The organism is Streptomyces noursei (assembly GCF_016917755.1).
Taxonomy (GTDB): Bacteria; Actinomycetota; Actinomycetes; order Streptomycetales; family Streptomycetaceae; genus Streptomyces; species Streptomyces yunnanensis.
On the sequence record NZ_CP070326.1, the window covers coordinates 7857931 to 7874133 of the forward strand.

At 70.7% G+C, this 16203-nt stretch carries 12 protein-coding genes and 3 pseudogenes; 9 read left to right on the forward strand and 6 right to left on the reverse strand.

Annotation, left to right across the window (positions count from 1 at the left end; translation table 11 throughout):
* Positions 1-803 precede the first annotated feature (803 nt).
* From JNO44_RS34325 to JNO44_RS34350, 6 genes and pseudogenes are all read left to right on the forward strand, one after another.
* Positions 804-1403: a hypothetical protein gene (locus JNO44_RS34325; RefSeq protein WP_205367845.1), complete on the forward strand. Its 600-nt coding sequence runs from the start codon at positions 804-806 to the stop codon at positions 1401-1403.
* Positions 1404-1534: 131 nt separating this feature from the next.
* On the forward strand, positions 1535-2749 hold the full coding sequence (locus tag JNO44_RS34330) for a phosphatidylserine decarboxylase (protein WP_205367846.1): 1215 nt from the start codon (positions 1535-1537) through the stop codon (positions 2747-2749).
* Between the two features lie 26 nt (positions 2750-2775).
* Entirely contained in the window at positions 2776-4182 is a 1407-nt protein-coding gene (locus JNO44_RS34335; protein WP_205367847.1) for a S10 family serine carboxypeptidase-like protein, read from the forward strand.
* A gap of 258 nt (positions 4183-4440) precedes the next feature.
* Positions 4441-4695, forward strand: coding sequence for a DUF6332 family protein (locus JNO44_RS34340; protein ID WP_205367848.1), 255 nt, complete (start codon positions 4441-4443; stop codon positions 4693-4695).
* Positions 4696-4732: 37 nt separating this feature from the next.
* Positions 4733-5125, forward strand: a pseudogene (locus JNO44_RS43950) (transposase); the annotation flags it as partial.
* A gap of 380 nt (positions 5126-5505) precedes the next feature.
* Entirely contained in the window at positions 5506-7725 is a 2220-nt protein-coding gene (locus tag JNO44_RS34350; protein ID WP_205367850.1) for an FUSC family protein, read from the forward strand.
* A 170-nt stretch (positions 7726-7895) separates the two neighbouring features.
* Here JNO44_RS34350 and JNO44_RS34355 read toward each other — a convergent pair whose 3' ends face one another.
* Positions 7896-9026, reverse strand: a complete 1131-nt coding sequence (locus tag JNO44_RS34355; protein WP_205367851.1) for an MFS transporter — start codon at positions 9024-9026, stop codon at positions 7896-7898.
* Between the two features lie 74 nt (positions 9027-9100).
* Positions 9101-10651: an MFS transporter gene (locus JNO44_RS34360; protein WP_240167789.1), complete on the reverse strand. Its 1551-nt coding sequence runs from the start codon at positions 10649-10651 to the stop codon at positions 9101-9103.
* A gap of 557 nt (positions 10652-11208) precedes the next feature.
* Between JNO44_RS34360 and JNO44_RS45290 the strand changes: the two genes are divergently transcribed.
* Positions 11209-11661, forward strand: a complete 453-nt coding sequence (locus JNO44_RS45290; protein WP_420882769.1) for a hemerythrin domain-containing protein — start codon at positions 11209-11211, stop codon at positions 11659-11661.
* 98 nt (positions 11662-11759) lie between these two features.
* On the opposite strand, the pseudogene JNO44_RS45295 reads toward JNO44_RS45290, so the two are convergent.
* Together JNO44_RS45295 and JNO44_RS43960 are read right to left on the reverse strand one after the other, a co-directional pair.
* Positions 11760-12440 (reverse strand): annotated as a pseudogene (locus JNO44_RS45295) (MMPL family transporter); the annotation flags it as partial.
* Between the two features lie 352 nt (positions 12441-12792).
* A pseudogene (locus JNO44_RS43960) lies at positions 12793-13107 on the reverse strand (MMPL family transporter); the annotation flags it as partial.
* On the opposite strand from JNO44_RS43960, the gene JNO44_RS34375 reads away from it, so the two are divergent.
* Positions 13106-13603: an SbtR family transcriptional regulator gene (locus tag JNO44_RS34375; protein WP_205367852.1), complete on the forward strand. Its 498-nt coding sequence runs from the start codon at positions 13106-13108 to the stop codon at positions 13601-13603. The pseudogene JNO44_RS43960 and the gene JNO44_RS34375 overlap by 2 nt on opposite strands.
* A gap of 3 nt (positions 13604-13606) precedes the next feature.
* On the opposite strand, the gene JNO44_RS34380 is transcribed toward JNO44_RS34375, so the two are convergent.
* Positions 13607-14785 carry an MFS transporter gene (locus tag JNO44_RS34380; protein ID WP_205367854.1) on the reverse strand — a complete coding sequence of 393 codons (1179 nt, stop codon included), beginning with the start codon at positions 14783-14785 and terminating at the stop codon, positions 13607-13609.
* A 278-nt stretch (positions 14786-15063) separates the two neighbouring features.
* Complete coding sequence (locus tag JNO44_RS44620; protein WP_205367855.1) at positions 15064-15216, reverse strand: NAD(P)H-dependent oxidoreductase; 153 nt, start codon at positions 15214-15216, stop codon at positions 15064-15066.
* 364 nt (positions 15217-15580) lie between these two features.
* Between JNO44_RS44620 and JNO44_RS34390 the strand changes: the two genes are divergently transcribed.
* Entirely contained in the window at positions 15581-16048 is a 468-nt protein-coding gene (locus tag JNO44_RS34390; RefSeq protein WP_205367856.1) for a universal stress protein, read from the forward strand.
* The last annotated feature ends 155 nt before the right edge of the window (positions 16049-16203 follow it).

A 16203-nucleotide genomic window follows, 5' to 3' on the forward strand; every position in this document is an offset into this window, starting at 1 on the left:
GGCGTGCGCCCGGGCCGAGGACGTTGCCGCGAGGGAACACGCCACAGACAGGCATAGCTCGCTCTCGCCGCCGGCCGGCTCTGACCACCGCGGGGCCCGGGCGCACATGACCTCACGCGCAGCCGCACGGAAACCGCGCTCGTGGGCCTCGCCAGAAGACCGACCGGATCCGGGGCAAGATCTCCGGCCGCAATCCTGCCCATGAACGTTCCGACCGACGATCCCTCGATCGAGGCATCAGAGCATACGGCCCGCGCATCAGGGCGCACGCCCCGGAACTCGCGGCCCCGCCTTGCCCCAGGGGCAGCTGCCGGGTCGCGACTTCCGGCCCTCGAATCCGAGGCCGGCATGCTGCGTATCGAGGTCGTCAATGCGTGCGAGGAGCGGGCATCCGCCTTGGGTACGCGGCCCGGGGAGGTCGAGTCGGGGCGGGCCTGCTGCGGATGGATGTGGCCGCCGGCTCGTGGGGTGTCATCCCTGGCCCGGCGGGTGGCAAGACGGTGTGGGTGCTGGTGCCGCTCGCCTGAGGCGCCGGTCACCGACGACTGCCAGCGACGGCCTCCCCCCTTCCCGCGGCATCTGCCGCCGCTGCCTTGCGCCAGGCAGCGGCGGTGATTTCGGTCGTCTTGGCCGCACGCTCACCCCCAACTCCGTGGCTACATCTCGCTCTTGAGTGAGCACTCATCGTGACGGAATGGTTGGGTCGCGCTCAGAGCTTCCTGTCGGTCCAGGCGAATCGCCGTCCCTGTGCCGACGCGGTGCCGGACGAGCATGTCCCCTTCCGAGAAGAGAACGGAGAGGCAATGAAGCTCAGGAACAGTGTCGCGGCCGTCATCGTCGCGTGCGGACTGGCAGTGACCGGCATAGCGGGAACCGGTGCGGCACAGGCGGCCACGCCGGCCTCCGCGTCGGTCGGCCAGGGGGTGAAGGCGGCGGACCAGCTGTCCCTGCAGCAACTCCTCGACGCGGCCGCGGACGAGGTCCACATGACGTTCCCGAACGCCACGCTCATGGTGGCAGACGGCAGCTCGCCCAGCGGCAAGACCCAGGACATGTCGCAGGTGACAGACTGGCGCCTCGTCTACAACACCGGTGACGGTGCTTCCCGCATCAAGTCCATCGAACTCCACGCCACGCTTGAGGGCGAGATCGACCAGCCGATCTACCACACGTCGTCGTGGGGCGGCGTCATGCCGATCACCGACCAGGCCGCCCTGACACCCGACGAGGCGTACGACATCCTCCAGGACGCCGGCCACGGTGACGCCTACCAGTACGTCTCACTGGTCAAGCCCCTCGTGGCCCGGCCCCACCTGCAGTACCACTTCTCCAACATCCGCGGCGGCTGCGACGGATACGCGGTGAACGTCGACGACCTCGCCGTCAACCCCCTCTGCGGCTGACCGCACACCTCACACAGCGGCGGGGACGGCGTGACCACGCTCCCCCGCCGCTTCCCAGGCACCGAGAGCGACCGTTCACGGACACCGGGGTCGTCAACGTCCCCTCAGGCGGCAGGAGACAGGAGAACGTGATGCAGGGCGAGGAACAGTACTCGGACAGCCTCGACGAGTTCATCAAGAAGATCACCCTGTGGTACGAGAACGACCACGAGGGTTTCAAGACCATGTACGACGCCGCGGTCAAGAACGTGGTCCCGTACCCGGAAGACACCCCTGTCGAGGTCCAATACGACTGGAAGGACCGGGACTTCGACTGCCTGTGTGAGTTCTTCAGGGAGTGGTACGAGTGGCATCCCGGGGTCAACAACGGGCTGGACTACATCGAGAAGTTCAGCTGGCTCACCTACGAGAACGACTACGGCATGGTCTTTGCGACCTCGGGCCCGGGGTACAAGATGACCGCCGACTTCACGCACCTGCAGGGCCTGCAGATGGACGCGGACACGCCGGAGTCCCAGGAACTCATCGAGGAGTGGGTCAAGGAACTCGGGACGAAGCGTATGGCCGACTACCGGCCCGGCCCCTGGAACAGCTTCAACGATTTCTTCATCCGGCAGCTCAAGGACGGTAAGCGGCCGATCGACGCCCAGGGCGACGACAGCGTGGTGGTCGCCCCGGCGGACTGTGTCATCAACATGATCGTCGACGACCTGACCGAGACCACGCCGATCCCGGTCAAAACGGTGACCATGAACGTCAAGCAGCTGCTGGAGAACTCCGAGCACGCCCAACGCTTTCTCGGCGGAACCGCGGTGTCCTGCATCCTGATGCCAGACAGCTACCACTGGTATCACTCCCCGGTCAGGGGTGAGGTGGTGGAGGCCCGCGATGACATCGGCGGCGTCTACTACGGAATGCGGGACTTCCCCGAACTCCTCAACAAGGGAAACGTCGGCTACGGCTACGACTACGCGATGTTCGACAACTTCCGCCGGGGATACGTCATCATCAAGACGCGGTACCTGGACGTGGAGGGGAAACCAGACGGCGAAGGGTACGTCGGCGTGGTGCCCGTCGGCCTCAACTCGATCGCCTCCGTGAATTTCCTGGAGAAGTTCAAGAGCCCGATCAAGCAACCGGTCCCGGTGGAAAAGGGAGAGCAGATCGGGAACTTCATGTACGGCGGGTCGCTGAACATTCTGCTGTTCGAACCCGGACGGTTCCCCGCCCTGCAGTTGCTCCAGGGCCAGCGCATCGGCGTCCTGGAGCAACCCAAGCGCACGGCCGGGCTGTTCACCGGCGCCTATCACACGCAGTCCCGACGGCGCCGCCCTCTGGCTCCGTGATCCCGCTGCCGAACGGAAGGTGAACCGTGTCCTCAGACGACCTCGTCGGGTCGATTCCGGCGAACGTTCCCGACACCCTGCGCATCGACTTCTACACCGGCGACACCAGGAAAGTCCGCTCCTACTCCGGGCACGTGCACATCGACAGCAAGGACTTCCCCGGAACCAAGAACCACCTGTTCTACTGGTTCTTCGAGAGCCAGACCTGCAACCCCCACGTCGCGGTCCACGACCAGCAGGAGCTGATCAGCCGGACGCCGCTGCTGATCTGGCTCAACGGCGGGCCCGGCGCCTCCTCGCTGCTGGGTCTGTTCCTGGAGAACGGGCCGCTGTCGATCGGCGACGATGCCGCCGGAACCGTATCGGTGAACCCCAACACCTGGAACCAGGAAGCACACGTCGTCTACTGGGACCAGCCCATCGGCACCGGATACAGCTACTCCGACGTCGGCGAGTACGTCCAGGACGAGCGCACCCTGGGCCGGATGTTCTGGGAGGGCCTCCAGGAGTTCTTCGCCGCACACCCGGAGTACGCGCAATGCCCGGTGTACGTCTGCGGGGAGAGCTACGCCGGCAAGTACGTGCCGACGATCGCCCTGGAGATCGACCAGCAGAACCGCCGGAAGGCCGGCGGACGGCACATCAACCTGAAGGGCATCGCGGTCGGCAACGGCTGGATCAAACCCGAGCTGTCGCTCCGCGCCATGATCGACTACGTCTACACGACCGGGTTCCTCGGCATCAGCCAGCGGGACGCCCTGTACGACGCCCACGCCGACTACCAGGCCGCCCTCGATGCCGGAGAAATGGCGAAGGCCACCAAGCTCGGCAATGACCTGGTGACCACGACCCTGGCATACGGCGGGAACTTCGACCTCTACGACGTGCGGCGGTGGGACGACTTGCCCATGGGGGCGCTGCGCGCCTACCTCGACAGCAAGAACGTGAAGGAGTCCCTGCACGTCCCGGCGGGCGTCACCTGGCAGTGCGCCGACAACGAGGGCCCGGTCGCCGAATGGCTGGTGAACGGCAACATGGCGGACTGCTCCGGGCAGTACGCCGAGGTCCTCGACAAGGGCTACAAGACCCTGCTCTACACCGGGAACTTCGACACCGCCTGCGGATACCGGAGCACCGAGGTGGTCCTCGACGACCTCATGCGACAGAAGGGCGAACACGCGCACGCGGAATGGCGCAACGCTCCCCGCATGGTCTGGACGCAGGCGCAGGGGAACCCGAAGGGATTCGTGCGCCACCACAGGAACCTGACGCAGGTCAGCGTGCCTGGCTCCGGACACCAGGTGCCGGCGTTCCAGCCGCAGATCTGTCGGGAGATGCTCTACAACTGGCTCTTCGATCGCCCCTTCCCCGGCTACGACCCGCAGCAGTCCCTCAAGCACCGCAACGGCACCGGCGGCCTGCGGAAGGGATGAACACACCCGCACGGCGTCCGACCACCGCCGGTACCGACTGACGGGCCAGGCCGACAGGGAGTTGTCCCTGCCGGCCTGGCCCGATCCGTCGCACCGGGGCGCGCGACGGCTACGGACCAGCGCCCGCCACGTGCTCACGACTCCAGACAGGCCCCTCGCCGACGACCTGGAGGTCGGCGGTCAATGCGTTTCGCCTCCGCATGTGAGAGGCCGGCTGTCCGGTGCATCATGGCTTGACCGTGATGTAAGACTTGCAGCATGGACATGGGGCGCGAGTCACGGTGGGAAAAGGACGCAATGACGGTGGAGATCGTTTTCGCCCTGGTGACTGCCATCGCGCTGGCTGCGGCGGTCTTCGCCGTCGCTCTGACTCTCACACTGGCCTTTGGCGTCTCTGGGCCAGCGAAGAAGAGTGTGCTGGTGGGGGGCGCCTTGCTTGGAGCGGCGGCCGGAATGTGGCGGCTGGTCCGGGTGCTGCTCCGGTTTGACAAGCGGGCCCGACTGGGCCGCTGACTGCGGGCATTTTCCTCAAGGTCGGTAGCCTGCCGGCGTGGGGATCGTTGAGCGGCTGGTGCCGGATGGGTTGTGGCAGTTGTTCCGGCGGGTGGCGCCGGAGGCGCCCTCGCGGCCTGAGGGTGGCGGCCGGCGTTGCCACGGTGACCGGGGGGTGCTGGCGGCGATCGTGTTCGTGGCGACGTCGGGCTGTACGTGGCAGCAGTTGCCTGCCGCGTCGTTCGGGCCGTCCGGTGCGACGGCCCACGGCAGGTTCACCGAGTGGACGAAGGCCAGGATGTGAGCCAAGCACCACCGCCCGGTCCTCGACGAAATCGGCTCCTGCGGCGACATGGACCGGTCGAGCTTCCCTGTCGGGATGTCGGGATTCCCAGTCGGCATCTCGACGGCGAACCTCCACTGCAGCCAGGCCCTGATCCCGCTCGTGAAGGCCAGCAACAACGCTCTGGACACAGGCTGATGGTCTCCCTGCTCTTCACCGTCTGCGGAGCCATGCTCGTCTCCCGCAGACTCGACACCCCGTCCCTCTACTCCTTACGTCTCCCCCGCCCAGTGACCCCGCTGCGGCTGCCGCAGGGCGCTGCTCCGGCGGAGTCCGACGGGAGACGCGGAGGGGACACGGAGGAGCTGCCAGGGGTGCCGGTGCGGTCGTCGAAACGCCGTGTGCCGTGTGGACACCGGTTGCAGCCGACCGGCCGCCGCCTAGATTGAGTCCATGGGAACGAGCCCCCGCCAGACCTCGTCGACCGCCGACGGGCTCGCGCACGGCTGTGCGTCGTGCCGGGCGGTACGGCGCGGAAGGAACGGCTGGTGAACCGGGTGTGCCGGCGCGGCCCGCTCGGCTGGGTGCTGCGCCGTCCCGACGCGGCCGCGCAACTGCGCCGGGCGCTCTGGGCCACGCTCGCCAGCCTCGGCGTCTTCTATCTGCTGCGGTACGGGTTCAACGAGCCGGCCATGGCGCTCTATGCGCTGTTCGGGGCCATTCCGATCACCCTCTTCTCCCGGCTGCCGGGTACCGCGCGCGAGCGCACCGCCCCCTTGCTCGCCGCCCTGCCGGTGGGACTGTTGCTGGTCACCGCGGGGACCTTTCTGGCCGCGCACTCCTGGAGCGCGGCACTGGGGATGTTCGTCGTCACCTTCGTCACGTCCTACCTGGGCGTGGGCGGCCCGGCCACCGGCGGACTGGCCACCTCGTTCCAGCTCTACTACCTGTTGCCCTGTTTCCCGCCCTACGCCCCGGAATCCCTCGGGCAGCGGCTCGGTGGACTGGCCGTCGGCATGCTCGCTGCCGCGCTCGTCGACCGGCTGCTGTGGCAGGGTCCCCTGCCGCCGCCGTACCGTGTGCTGCTCGCCGACGCGGTGGACGCCACCGCCGAGTACTGCACGGCACTGGCGCGCCGCATCGCGGAGCCGTCCGACGACACCGTCGCTCCCCCGCACGACAGGGTGAGCCAGACCCTGTTCGCCACCCGACTGACGCAGGTCGCGCTGCCCGAACGCCCCACCGGAGCCTCACTGCGGCACCGCGGTCTGTACGACGTACGGGCCGCGCTGCGTCATCTGGTCAACCAACTCGATCGGATCGCCCTCGACCGGCACGGTCCCGCTCCTCACGCCGCTCGCCTTCTCGACTCCACCGCCGGCAGCCTGCGGCGCGCTGCCGGCGTCCTCCGTGCCGCCGCTCCCGAGGAACTGGCCACCGATACGTTGGCCGAGTCGGTGCGTTCCTTCGGATGCGCCCGCCGGGCCACGGTCGGCACCGCGAGCCCCGGACAACTGCGCCTGGCCGCGGTCGTCCACGACACGGCCGCGGCCGGAGTGCTGCTCACCGAGGCCGCCCGCATCGCCTTCGGCGCACCGCCGCAGCACCTGTGGCGCCGCCTGGACACCCCCTTCCGGTACGCCACGGTCAGCGCCCCCGTCCGCTACTGGTACCGACTGCGCCTGCATCTGACGCCGCGGTCGGTGCTGTTCCAGAACGCGCTGCGGGCGGCCCTCGCCCTCGCCGGGGCCAGGCTCCTCGTCGGCAGCCTCAACCTGCCGCACGGCTTCTGGGTCCTGCTGGCCACGCTGAGCCTGCTGCGCACCTCCGCCTCGGACACCCGAGGAGCCTTGGCACCGGCGTTCCTCGGCACCGGGTTGGGTGCCGTGGTGGCGGCCTCGTTGGTCGTCGTCGCCGGTAACACCCCGGCCGTCTACATGGTCGCGGCTCCCCTGGTGGTGTTCCTCGGCTTCGGGGTGGGGCCGCTGTTGGGGCCGGTCTGGGTCCAGGCGGCGCTCACGCTCACGTTGGTGACCGTCTTCGCACAGGTCGAACCGCCCAGCCTGGGCATTCCCACGTGGCGTTTCCTGGACGTGCTGATCGGCGGTCTCATCGGTGCCACCGCCGCCCTGCTCGCCTGGCCCCGGGGTGCGCAGAACGAACTCCGGCGCTCCGTGGTCCGCTTCATGGCGGCATCTGCCCAGGCATGCCAGGACCTCACCGAACGGCTGTGCCTGCCGCCCAGGGGCCAGGGCGTTGCCGCCGCGGACGGCGAGGTGCTGCGCGACGCCGACCGCACCCTCCGGCTCGTCCAAGCCGCCTACGCCCAGTACCGCACCGAAGGGGCCTCCAGGAAGAACCCCGAACTGCCCTGGGAACTCGCCATGGCCGCCGGCTACAGCACCGTGGGCGGCGGCGCGCTGCTGCTCACCGAACACGCCACCGATACCACCCCGCCGCCGCCGGCCGTCGCCGGCCAACTCGTCGACCTCGCCGCCCGCGTGGCCGACGACTGCCGCCGTGCGGCCGAACTGGTCCGGCGTTCGGGCGACGTCGAGCCCCACGAGCGCGGCGGATACCTGGCCGACGAATCCGGCCCGCTGATCGCCTCGACGGCCCACGGCGCCGGCACCGGGCCCGCGGCCGTCGTCCTCGTCGCCGACCTGGAGGCGTGGCTCACCGGCATCGCGTACGACGCCACCCGCGTCGATCGGGTGCTGGACGACCTGCGCGCCGGCCGGACGGCGGACCTCGGCTATCGCTACTGAGCGCGCGTGCCGGACGCTGGTGGGGCGGCTCCCCTCATCGGGCCCGTGCGCCGTCAGGCGCGTGGTGTTGAACAGGGCGGAGGCGGTGCCTGCGTAACCGGTGGGGGCGGCGGTCATGACCGACGGGGTGGAACCGGTCAGGGCGAAGGACGTTCCGAATCCGGCGGCCATCATCGGGGCCACCAGCAAGGGATACGAGGGGTTGGGGCCGGCTGCCGCCCAGCCCGCCAGGCCCGCGGCCGCCACCAGCATGCCCGCGACCACCAGGGGCCAGTGACCGGTGGCCGGTGCGGCGGGCCAGTCGGCCGGACAGCGGAGGCGAACGTGGTCATCACCACGGCCGGCAACAGGGCCACTCCGGTCTCCAGAGCGCTGTAACCGCGCTGTCTTTGGAAGTCGAGACTGGCAGTGAACACCATGCCGTAGAAGGCGAAGTCGAACAGCAGGCCGATGGCGGCTCCCCCGCCCCTCGCGCGCGAGCGCAGCAGGCGCACCGGCAGCACAGGCATGCGGGCCAGCCGCTCGCGCAGTACGAAGGCGGCTGCGCACACCGCCGAGAGTCCCGCCATGGCCAGGACCGCCGGGTCGAACCAGCCGCGCCGGCCGGCCTCGTTGAGGGCGACGGTCAAGAGGGCGACCATCACCGCAACGGCGCACTGGGCCGGCCAGTCCAGGGACCGGGCGGCGTGCCGGCGCGAGGGCGCGACGCACCGCAGGGTCAGCGCCAGGCAGGCGACGCCGACCGGCAGGTTGATGGGGAACACCCAGCGCCAGCCCAGCGTGGTGACCAGGAGCCCACCGAGCAGCGGGCCGGCGGATGCGGCGATGCCAGGCCATGGATCCCCACGGTCCGAAGGCCCGCGAGCGGGCGCGGGGCACGCCTGTTGGAGCAGGGCGCGGGAACCGGGCACGATCAGCGCCGCGCCGGCCCCCGCCACCAGCCGGGCCACGACCAGCGAGGCCGGGTGGTTCTGGGCGAGTGCGCAGGCGAGCGAGGCCAGGGGGAAGACCGCCACGCCCCAGCAGAGGACCCGCCGGCTGCCCAACCGGTCCCCCAGGGCGCCACCGGTCAGCAGCAGCCCGGCGAAGACCAGGGTGTACCCGTCGGTGATCCACTGGATCCCGGTGAGGGAGGTGCCCAGTTCCCGGCCCACCACCGGCACGGCCACATTGATGATCGTGACGTCCAGGATCACCATGAAGTACCCGGCGCACACCGCGAGCAACGGGCCACGGGACCGCCACCGGTCTCCCGTGGCTCCGTGGGTCGGGTTGCCGTCGACGCGTTGCGTATCCGCCATGGTTCTGATCCGCCGGACAGCGAAGCCCTGGCAGTGCCCACCGTATGGGACGGGTGACGAGAGAGGCGGGCCAGTCATGTCCTGGTGTGCCCCGCCGCGGGGGCGGTGTCCAGGGCGATGGCTGAGCGGTGGGCGGTGGCCCGGGCCCACGTGCCGGTGACGCACAGCCCCAGCAGGGCCACCGCGGCTCCGCAGCCGGTGACGATCCACCAGACCGGCTGTTCGGCCTGCCCGAAGGCCGCGGTGAAGGCCAACCTGCCGCCCGGGCCCGGGTGCAGACCGTGGGTCAGTCCCAACGACAGCACCGCCCCGAAGGTCGCCACTCCCAGGACCACGCCGATGCGACAGGCGGCCATGGTGATGGCGGAGGCGGTGCCCGCGCGGGTCCGGGGCATGCCGGCCACCGCCAGCGCCGTCGCCGGTACGTCCACCAGGCCGATCCCGGCGCCGAACAGGGCGTAGGCGAGGCACAGCGACACGGCCTGGTCCTGCCCGTGGCAGACGGCCATCAGCAGGCCGCTGGACGCCATCGCGACACCCGCGAGCACCAGGGGCAGACGCGGGCCCTGGCTGCCCGACAGACGGCCGGCCACCGGAGCACAGGCCACCGTCATCAGAGGCATCGGCAGCATCCACAACCCGGCGGCGAACGCGCTCAGGCCCCGCACGTCCTGGAGGTACAGGGTGCTGACGAACAGGTACCCGCCGAGCGCGGCGAACGAGGCCACGGAGATGCCCACCGATCCGGTGAACGGCACGCTGCGGAAGAAGTACAGGTCGACGAGGGGTTGCAGGCAGTTGCGCTCCCATACCGCGAAGGCGACGAGGGCAACCGCCGCGGCGGCCAGGCAGGTCAGGATCGGCGGCGCGCTCCAACCATGGCGCGGGCCCTCGATGATCGCGTACGTCAGTGCGCCGAGCAGGACCACCACCAGCAGTTGGCCCAGGACGTCGGTGCGCCGGACCTCCGACGAACGCGACTCCGGTACGAACCGACGGGTCAGCGCCAGGGTGGACAACGCGATGGGCACATTGATCCAGAAGATCGAGCGCCAGCCGTCGGCGGCGACCAGGGCGCCGCCGACGAGGGGGCCGACCGCGAGCCCGGTGCCGAAGGCCGCGCTCCACATGCCGATCGCCCGACTCCGCTGGGCGGTGTCCGTGAACGAGTGGGTGATCACCGAGAGGGAGACGGGGGCGATCATGACTCCGCCGAGTGCCTGGACGACCCGACAGGCGATGAGGACCTGCAGGGTGGCGGCGAGCGCGCACAGCGCGGAGCCGAGGCCGAACAGCAGCAGCCCGAGGCCGAAGATCCGGCGTCGACCGATCCGGTCCCCGGTCGAACCGGCCAGGATGATCAGCGCGGCGACGACCAGGTTGTACACGTCGATCACCCATTGCATGCCCGAGACGGAGGTGTGCAGTGGGTGCTGCATGTCGGGCAGGGCGACGTTCAGGGCGGTGCTGTCGAGGCCGACCATGAGGACCGCCAGACAGCACACCAGGGCCAACATGCGCCCGCGGAGGGTGCGCAGGTCCGTCGATCCGGTCCCGCTGCGGGGCCGCACGGTGCGACGGTCGAGACCGGTGCGGGCAGACGTCTGGCCGGGCAGCAGCATCATCGTTCTCTCTCACTTCGGGAGCCCCGCGCAGACCTCGCGGTGGGGCGTGGAAGAGCCGGCAGCCCCCGCTGCCGCGCCGTGGTGAGGGACGCGGCCCCCGTGAGTGCGGCGGGCGGCGGGCTGCGTCGGGGACTCGGTACACCGGCGGCAGCGCGGCGCGCCGATGTCTTCCGGGCCCGGTCCGTTTCGACTGTAGGAGCGGAGGGGCACTGAGCGGTTCGGGCGACCGGAGGAGGCGGCGGGGGACAAGTCGGCGACGATCCGGACCGGACCGGTGGAGCACCGTTCCCCCACCCCACCCTCCGTTCGGCCGATCCCCTCGGCCATGCGCCCCCGGTAACGTCGAGGTCAGACATTTGCACCGCGCCATGGAAAACCCCGCGCGCATTCCCCGCCCGCTTTCCGCACGATAACGGAGGGCGAAAAGCGGAATGCAGAAGACGTAAAGCGGGGGACGTAAAGCGCAAGGCGCAAGGAGCAAAACGGGGACGAATGCATCGCATTATCCGTCCCGTCGCCCCCTTCATGGCCCGAGAGGAATTCCCATGACGCACACCATGCACCGGTCCGACCTGACCGGGGAGCTGAAGCATGACCACCGCGCGATCCAGACCGTGTTCGATCGGATCGACTGCGCCGCCGAAGCGGACCGCGAGCGGCTCGTGTGCCACGCCGCCGCGGAGTTCGAGCGGCACGCCGTGGCCGAGCGTCGCTTCCTGCTGCCGGTGGTGCGGTGCGAGGTGCGCGGCGGCGACGTCCTGGCCGGTCGGGTGGAGGACGAGTACGCGGAAGTGATGCGGACGCTGTACCCGGCGGTGTCGGCCTCGGTCCGAGATGCCGGCTTCGACGAGCGGGTCCAGGCCCTGGCGTCGGCGTTCAAGCGGCATGTCTGGTACTGCGAGAGCTGGCTCTTCCCCGAGGTGTGCCGGGTCTGTTCCGCGGCCGAACTGGCCCGGCTCGGCGAGGACTTCCGCCGGCACGCCCACCGGCACCAAGCCGACATCGCCTGATCCGGCGGGACCGGAACGACGGGCGGACGTGGTGCCGGTGGGGGGGCGAGCTGCTTGATCACGGGTTGACCGTTGAAGATGAATCCGGAGAACACCGCCACCATGATGGTGGCCGCGGCGACGACCACCGCACCCGCCTGGGCGAACCCACGGACCGTGGCCCCTACCGGGTCCGCGCCGTGCACGCGCGCCTCGCGCATCGAGGTGACCAGGAACATCTGGTAGTCCATGGCCAGTCCGTACAACACCCCCGTGACGACGACCGGCAGCAGGCTGACCACGGGGGTGGCCGCGTCGAGCCCCAGCAGCGGCTGGGGCCAGCCCCATGGGAAGACCGCGGTCGTGGCGCCGAAGGTGGCCGCCACGCTGAGCAGGAATCCCGCGGTGGCCAGCACCGGGACGAGTATGGAGCGGAATACCAACAGGAGCACGACGAGCGACAGTCCCAGGACGGTGAGCAGGTGGAGGGGCAGCGCGTCGGCCAGGCTGTCCGAGACGTCGATGGCCAGCGCCGTGAAGCCGGTGGTGCCCAGGGGGACGCCGTGTGCCGCGCTCATGTCCCGGCTCTTCGCCCGCACCGCGGTGGCGAGTTGCTTGGTGCCCTCGTCGTCGGGGCCGTCCTGCGGAACGAGCCCGAACACGGCCGTGCTGCCGGTGGAGTTCAGCGCGGCGAGGCTCACCGAGTCGGTGCCCTCGGTGGCCTTGAGGTCGCGGGCGACGGCTGCCAGGGTCTGCGGTGCGAGCGGGTGTCCCTGGTCCATGGAGCGCGCCACGACCATCAACGGGCCGTTGTAGCCGGGACCGAATGCCCTGCTGACCTCCTGGTAGTTCGGCGCTGTGCGGTGTCGGGGTGATAGCTGGCCTGGGAGGGCAGGCCGAGTTCCATGTCGACGGCGGTACGGCCAGCGCCAGCGTCACCAGACAGGTGGCGAGGAATGCGGGCCCCCTGCGACGGGCCAGGCCACTCCCCCACCGGGTGCCGCGCCCCTCGGGGTTGCTCACACGGTCCCGGGCCCGGTTTCGGGCGCGGGTGGAGCAGATACCCTCCTTCACCAGGCCCAGCGCGGCGGGCAGCAACGTCAGGGCGATGCCGACCGCCAGTCCCAGCATCAGGGCCAGCATGGCGGTGAGCGAGTGGATCTCGAAGACGCTGGAGAGCGCGAAGGTGCCGCCCACGCCGACGATGACGCCGGACAGGGCCACGAGCAGGGGCAGTCCGACGGCCACCAGGGATCCGAGGGCGACCAGGAGGACGACGGCCGCGACGACCAAGCCGATGATCTCGCCGACGCCGACGCCGACGACCTCGGGCAGCTCCGTCATCGTCGCCGAGGGCAGTACCTCCAGGTGTCCGCGGTCGGCCTGCTGCCGGGCGGCCGTGACGAGGCTGTCGATGGTGCCGGACGGCAACTCATAGGTCTGTTCGTCGAATTGGAACTGCAGCATGGCCAGGGAGCCGTCGCCCGAAACCACCACGCCGGGCACCGGCCGGGCACCGGAATCGGTTGACCGCCAGCAACGACACCACGACGGCGACGATCGCCGCCCAACCGGCGATCACGACGGCGCCGTCGACGCACTCCAGCAGTTCAGCGACTCCCTGCACCCGCTGCTGGTACGGGCACAGGAAGCGGGAGAGGTCCGGGACGACCTCACCGAAGCCGATATCCCGCACTGCCTGGTGATGGGCATCGCGGGCCTGGCCCTGCCAGGCACCACCGCCTCGATGCGCGCCCGTTCCGTCGCCCTGCTCTTCGACTCCCTCCACCCGGCCCACGCCACCCCCTGCCCCCGTTGCGGGACGACGAGCGCGAGTATCTCGGCAACGCCGTCGGTCGGGTCGTCCGCGGGGAGAAGTGACACGCGGAGGCGGGCCGTTCCGCCGCTGACGCACGTGCGGGCCGGCGGGCCCGGCGCACCCACTGCGCGGCGGCAGCCGTAAGACTCACAGCGCTATCGCCCTCCACCCGGCGGCGACGGCCAGTGCCGCGAAGACCGCGCAGGCCACCGGGGTGACGAAGGCGGCATGCGGGCCTGCGGTGTCGATGGCCCAACCTGCCAGCACATCGCCTGCCGATATGCCGACCGAGAGACCGGACAGCAACCAGCTCAGCCCCTCGTTCAGCCGCACCGCCGGAACCAGGCGCTGCACAAGGGAGTTGGCGGTGATCATGCTCGGCGAGGCGAACATCCCGGACAGCAGCAGGACCGCGCCGAGTGCCGGCAGGCCGTCGACCACGAACAGCGGGAACAGCAGCAGGGCGAAGACGGCAGTGCTCAGCAACAGGCGCGTACGCAACGTGGAGCGCCATTGGAGCCCGCCCATCACCAGTCCCGCCAGCGTGCTCCCGACCGCCAGGCACACCAGGGCGAGCGAGGCGGCGGCCTTGTGCCCCAGGGAGGCCCCGTAGGCGACGCAGGTGACGTCCAGCGAACCGAAGACCGCACCGACGCCCACGAACACCGTGCACAGCACCCACACCGCGCCGTTGCGCAGCAGAGACGGGGCCGTGGTGTGGAGGTGGCGCGCGGCGAGGGCGGGTTCGGTGGCACGTTGCCCGGTGAGGGCCAGTGTGCCGACGAGGGCGCAGGCCAGAGCGCTGAGTACACCCGCCTCGGGGGCGATGCCGGTGGCCAGGCACAGTGCCAGTATCGGACCGGCGACGAAGGTCACGTTCTCAGCCACGCTTTCCAGCGAGAAGGCGGTGTGCAACCTCGGGTCGTCGCGGTAGAGCGCGCTCCACCGGGCGCGCAGCATCGAGTCCACGTTGGGCAGGGTGCCGGCGGTGACCGCAGCCGGGAAGTACACCCAGCCCGGCAGCACGAGGACGCCACAGGCGACCAGCGTCACCAGTCCCGCACAGGAGACCATCAGCGCGGGCACGGCGGCCCGGCGCTGCCCGTACCGGTCGACCGCGCGTGCCACCCAGGGACTGATCACGGCGTTGGCCAGGACGAAGGTGGAACAGACCGCGCCGGCCAGGCCGTAGCTGCCGTGCCGCCCGGACACCAGGCCCACCAGGCCCAGGCCGATCATGGCGCGCGGCATCCGCGCCAACCAGCCCACCGCCACCAGCGGTCGGGCCCCGGGGGCCGACAACATCGCCCGATACGCTCCGAACACCGCTACGCCTCCCCACTCTCCTCGGTACAGGCACGGGTTCGATCGTCACCGCGGGCGGCTGCTCCGGCCCATCCCACAGGCGCCGGACCCACCGGTGGATCGCGGTGTCCACCGGCGGGCCCTGGGCAGTCACCCGGTGACGTGGCGGTGCAGTCCCTCGACGAGGGCGGCCAGGCGGGCGCGGAGGCCGGGATCGCGCGGGGAGTTGTCGGGGTGGAAGGCGGTATGGGCCTCGGTGATCGCCACACCCTGGTCGATGCCCCGCGCGCCACAGGCAGTCAGGACCTTGCGCAGTTCCTCCTGGGCCCACTGGGCACCGTAGGCGCTGGGCTGGCGCTGATGACGGCGGCGGTCTTGGCGGAGAGCGCGGAGCTGCCGTAGGGGCGGGACGCCCAGTCGAGGGCGTTCTTGAGCTGGCCCGGCCGTCCCATATGTACAGGCCGATCGCGGGGCCGGCGAGGGCGGCGGTCGCGCGCAGGGCGGCGGTGTTGAAGGAGTCGGCGCCCAGGCTGCCGGAGCAGCCGACACCCCGGCCACCCTCACCGACGACCAGCGCGCCGCCCTCACCGCGGCACTGCCGACGCTCCGGGCGCTGGCCGCGGCCGGCCAGGAGACGCCCACCGCACCCGGCGAGTGACGGCCCCACAGACAAGGGCGGGCAGGCAGCCAGCGGCCTGGCCCGTGCCGATCGACGCACCCGTCCCCTGCCGTTTCAACCGTTCGACCGATGCCGCCGCCCCGCACCGCCTCCTATCTTCGGAACTCCCCGGACGACGAAGAAGGAGGCGTGGCGAGATGTCGACGATGGTCAAGCGGGTGGTGGTGGGAGTGGACGGCTCGCCCGGCAGCGTCGCGGCGCTCCGACGCGGCGCCCAGGAGGCCGCCCGCCATCACGCGCTGCTGTGCCCCGTGCACGCCTGGGCGCCCCCGGGCGGCGAGGCGGCGGACGCCGTCCACCCGGCACCGGCGGACGTGCGCGCGCACTGGGAGCGCGACGCCGATGCCACGCTGACGCGGGCCTGCCAGGAGGCGTTCGGCACCGGCACCGCAGGCAACGGTGCGCGGGTGCTGCCCCGGACGGTCCGGGCACCGGCCGGGATGGCCCTGGTGGCCTGTGCCGCCCGGGACACCGACGTGCTGGTGGTGGGCGACGGCGGGCACGGCTCGCTGCACCGGCTGCTGCACGGTTCGGTCAGCCGCTACTGCCTGCGGCACGCCCACTGCCCGGTGCTCCTGGTGCACTCCGCCGACGACGCCGCCTGAGCGTTCTCCGCACACCAGGCCCCGGTCACCGATACGGCCGGCAACCGGGCCCGCGGGTCCACCGATCGGCCGGCGCCGCCGGGCCCGCCGGTGGGCCGGACGGCCGATCCCCCGCAGATCAGCGCGCTCCTAGCGTGAGGGGGAGACAAGCGACC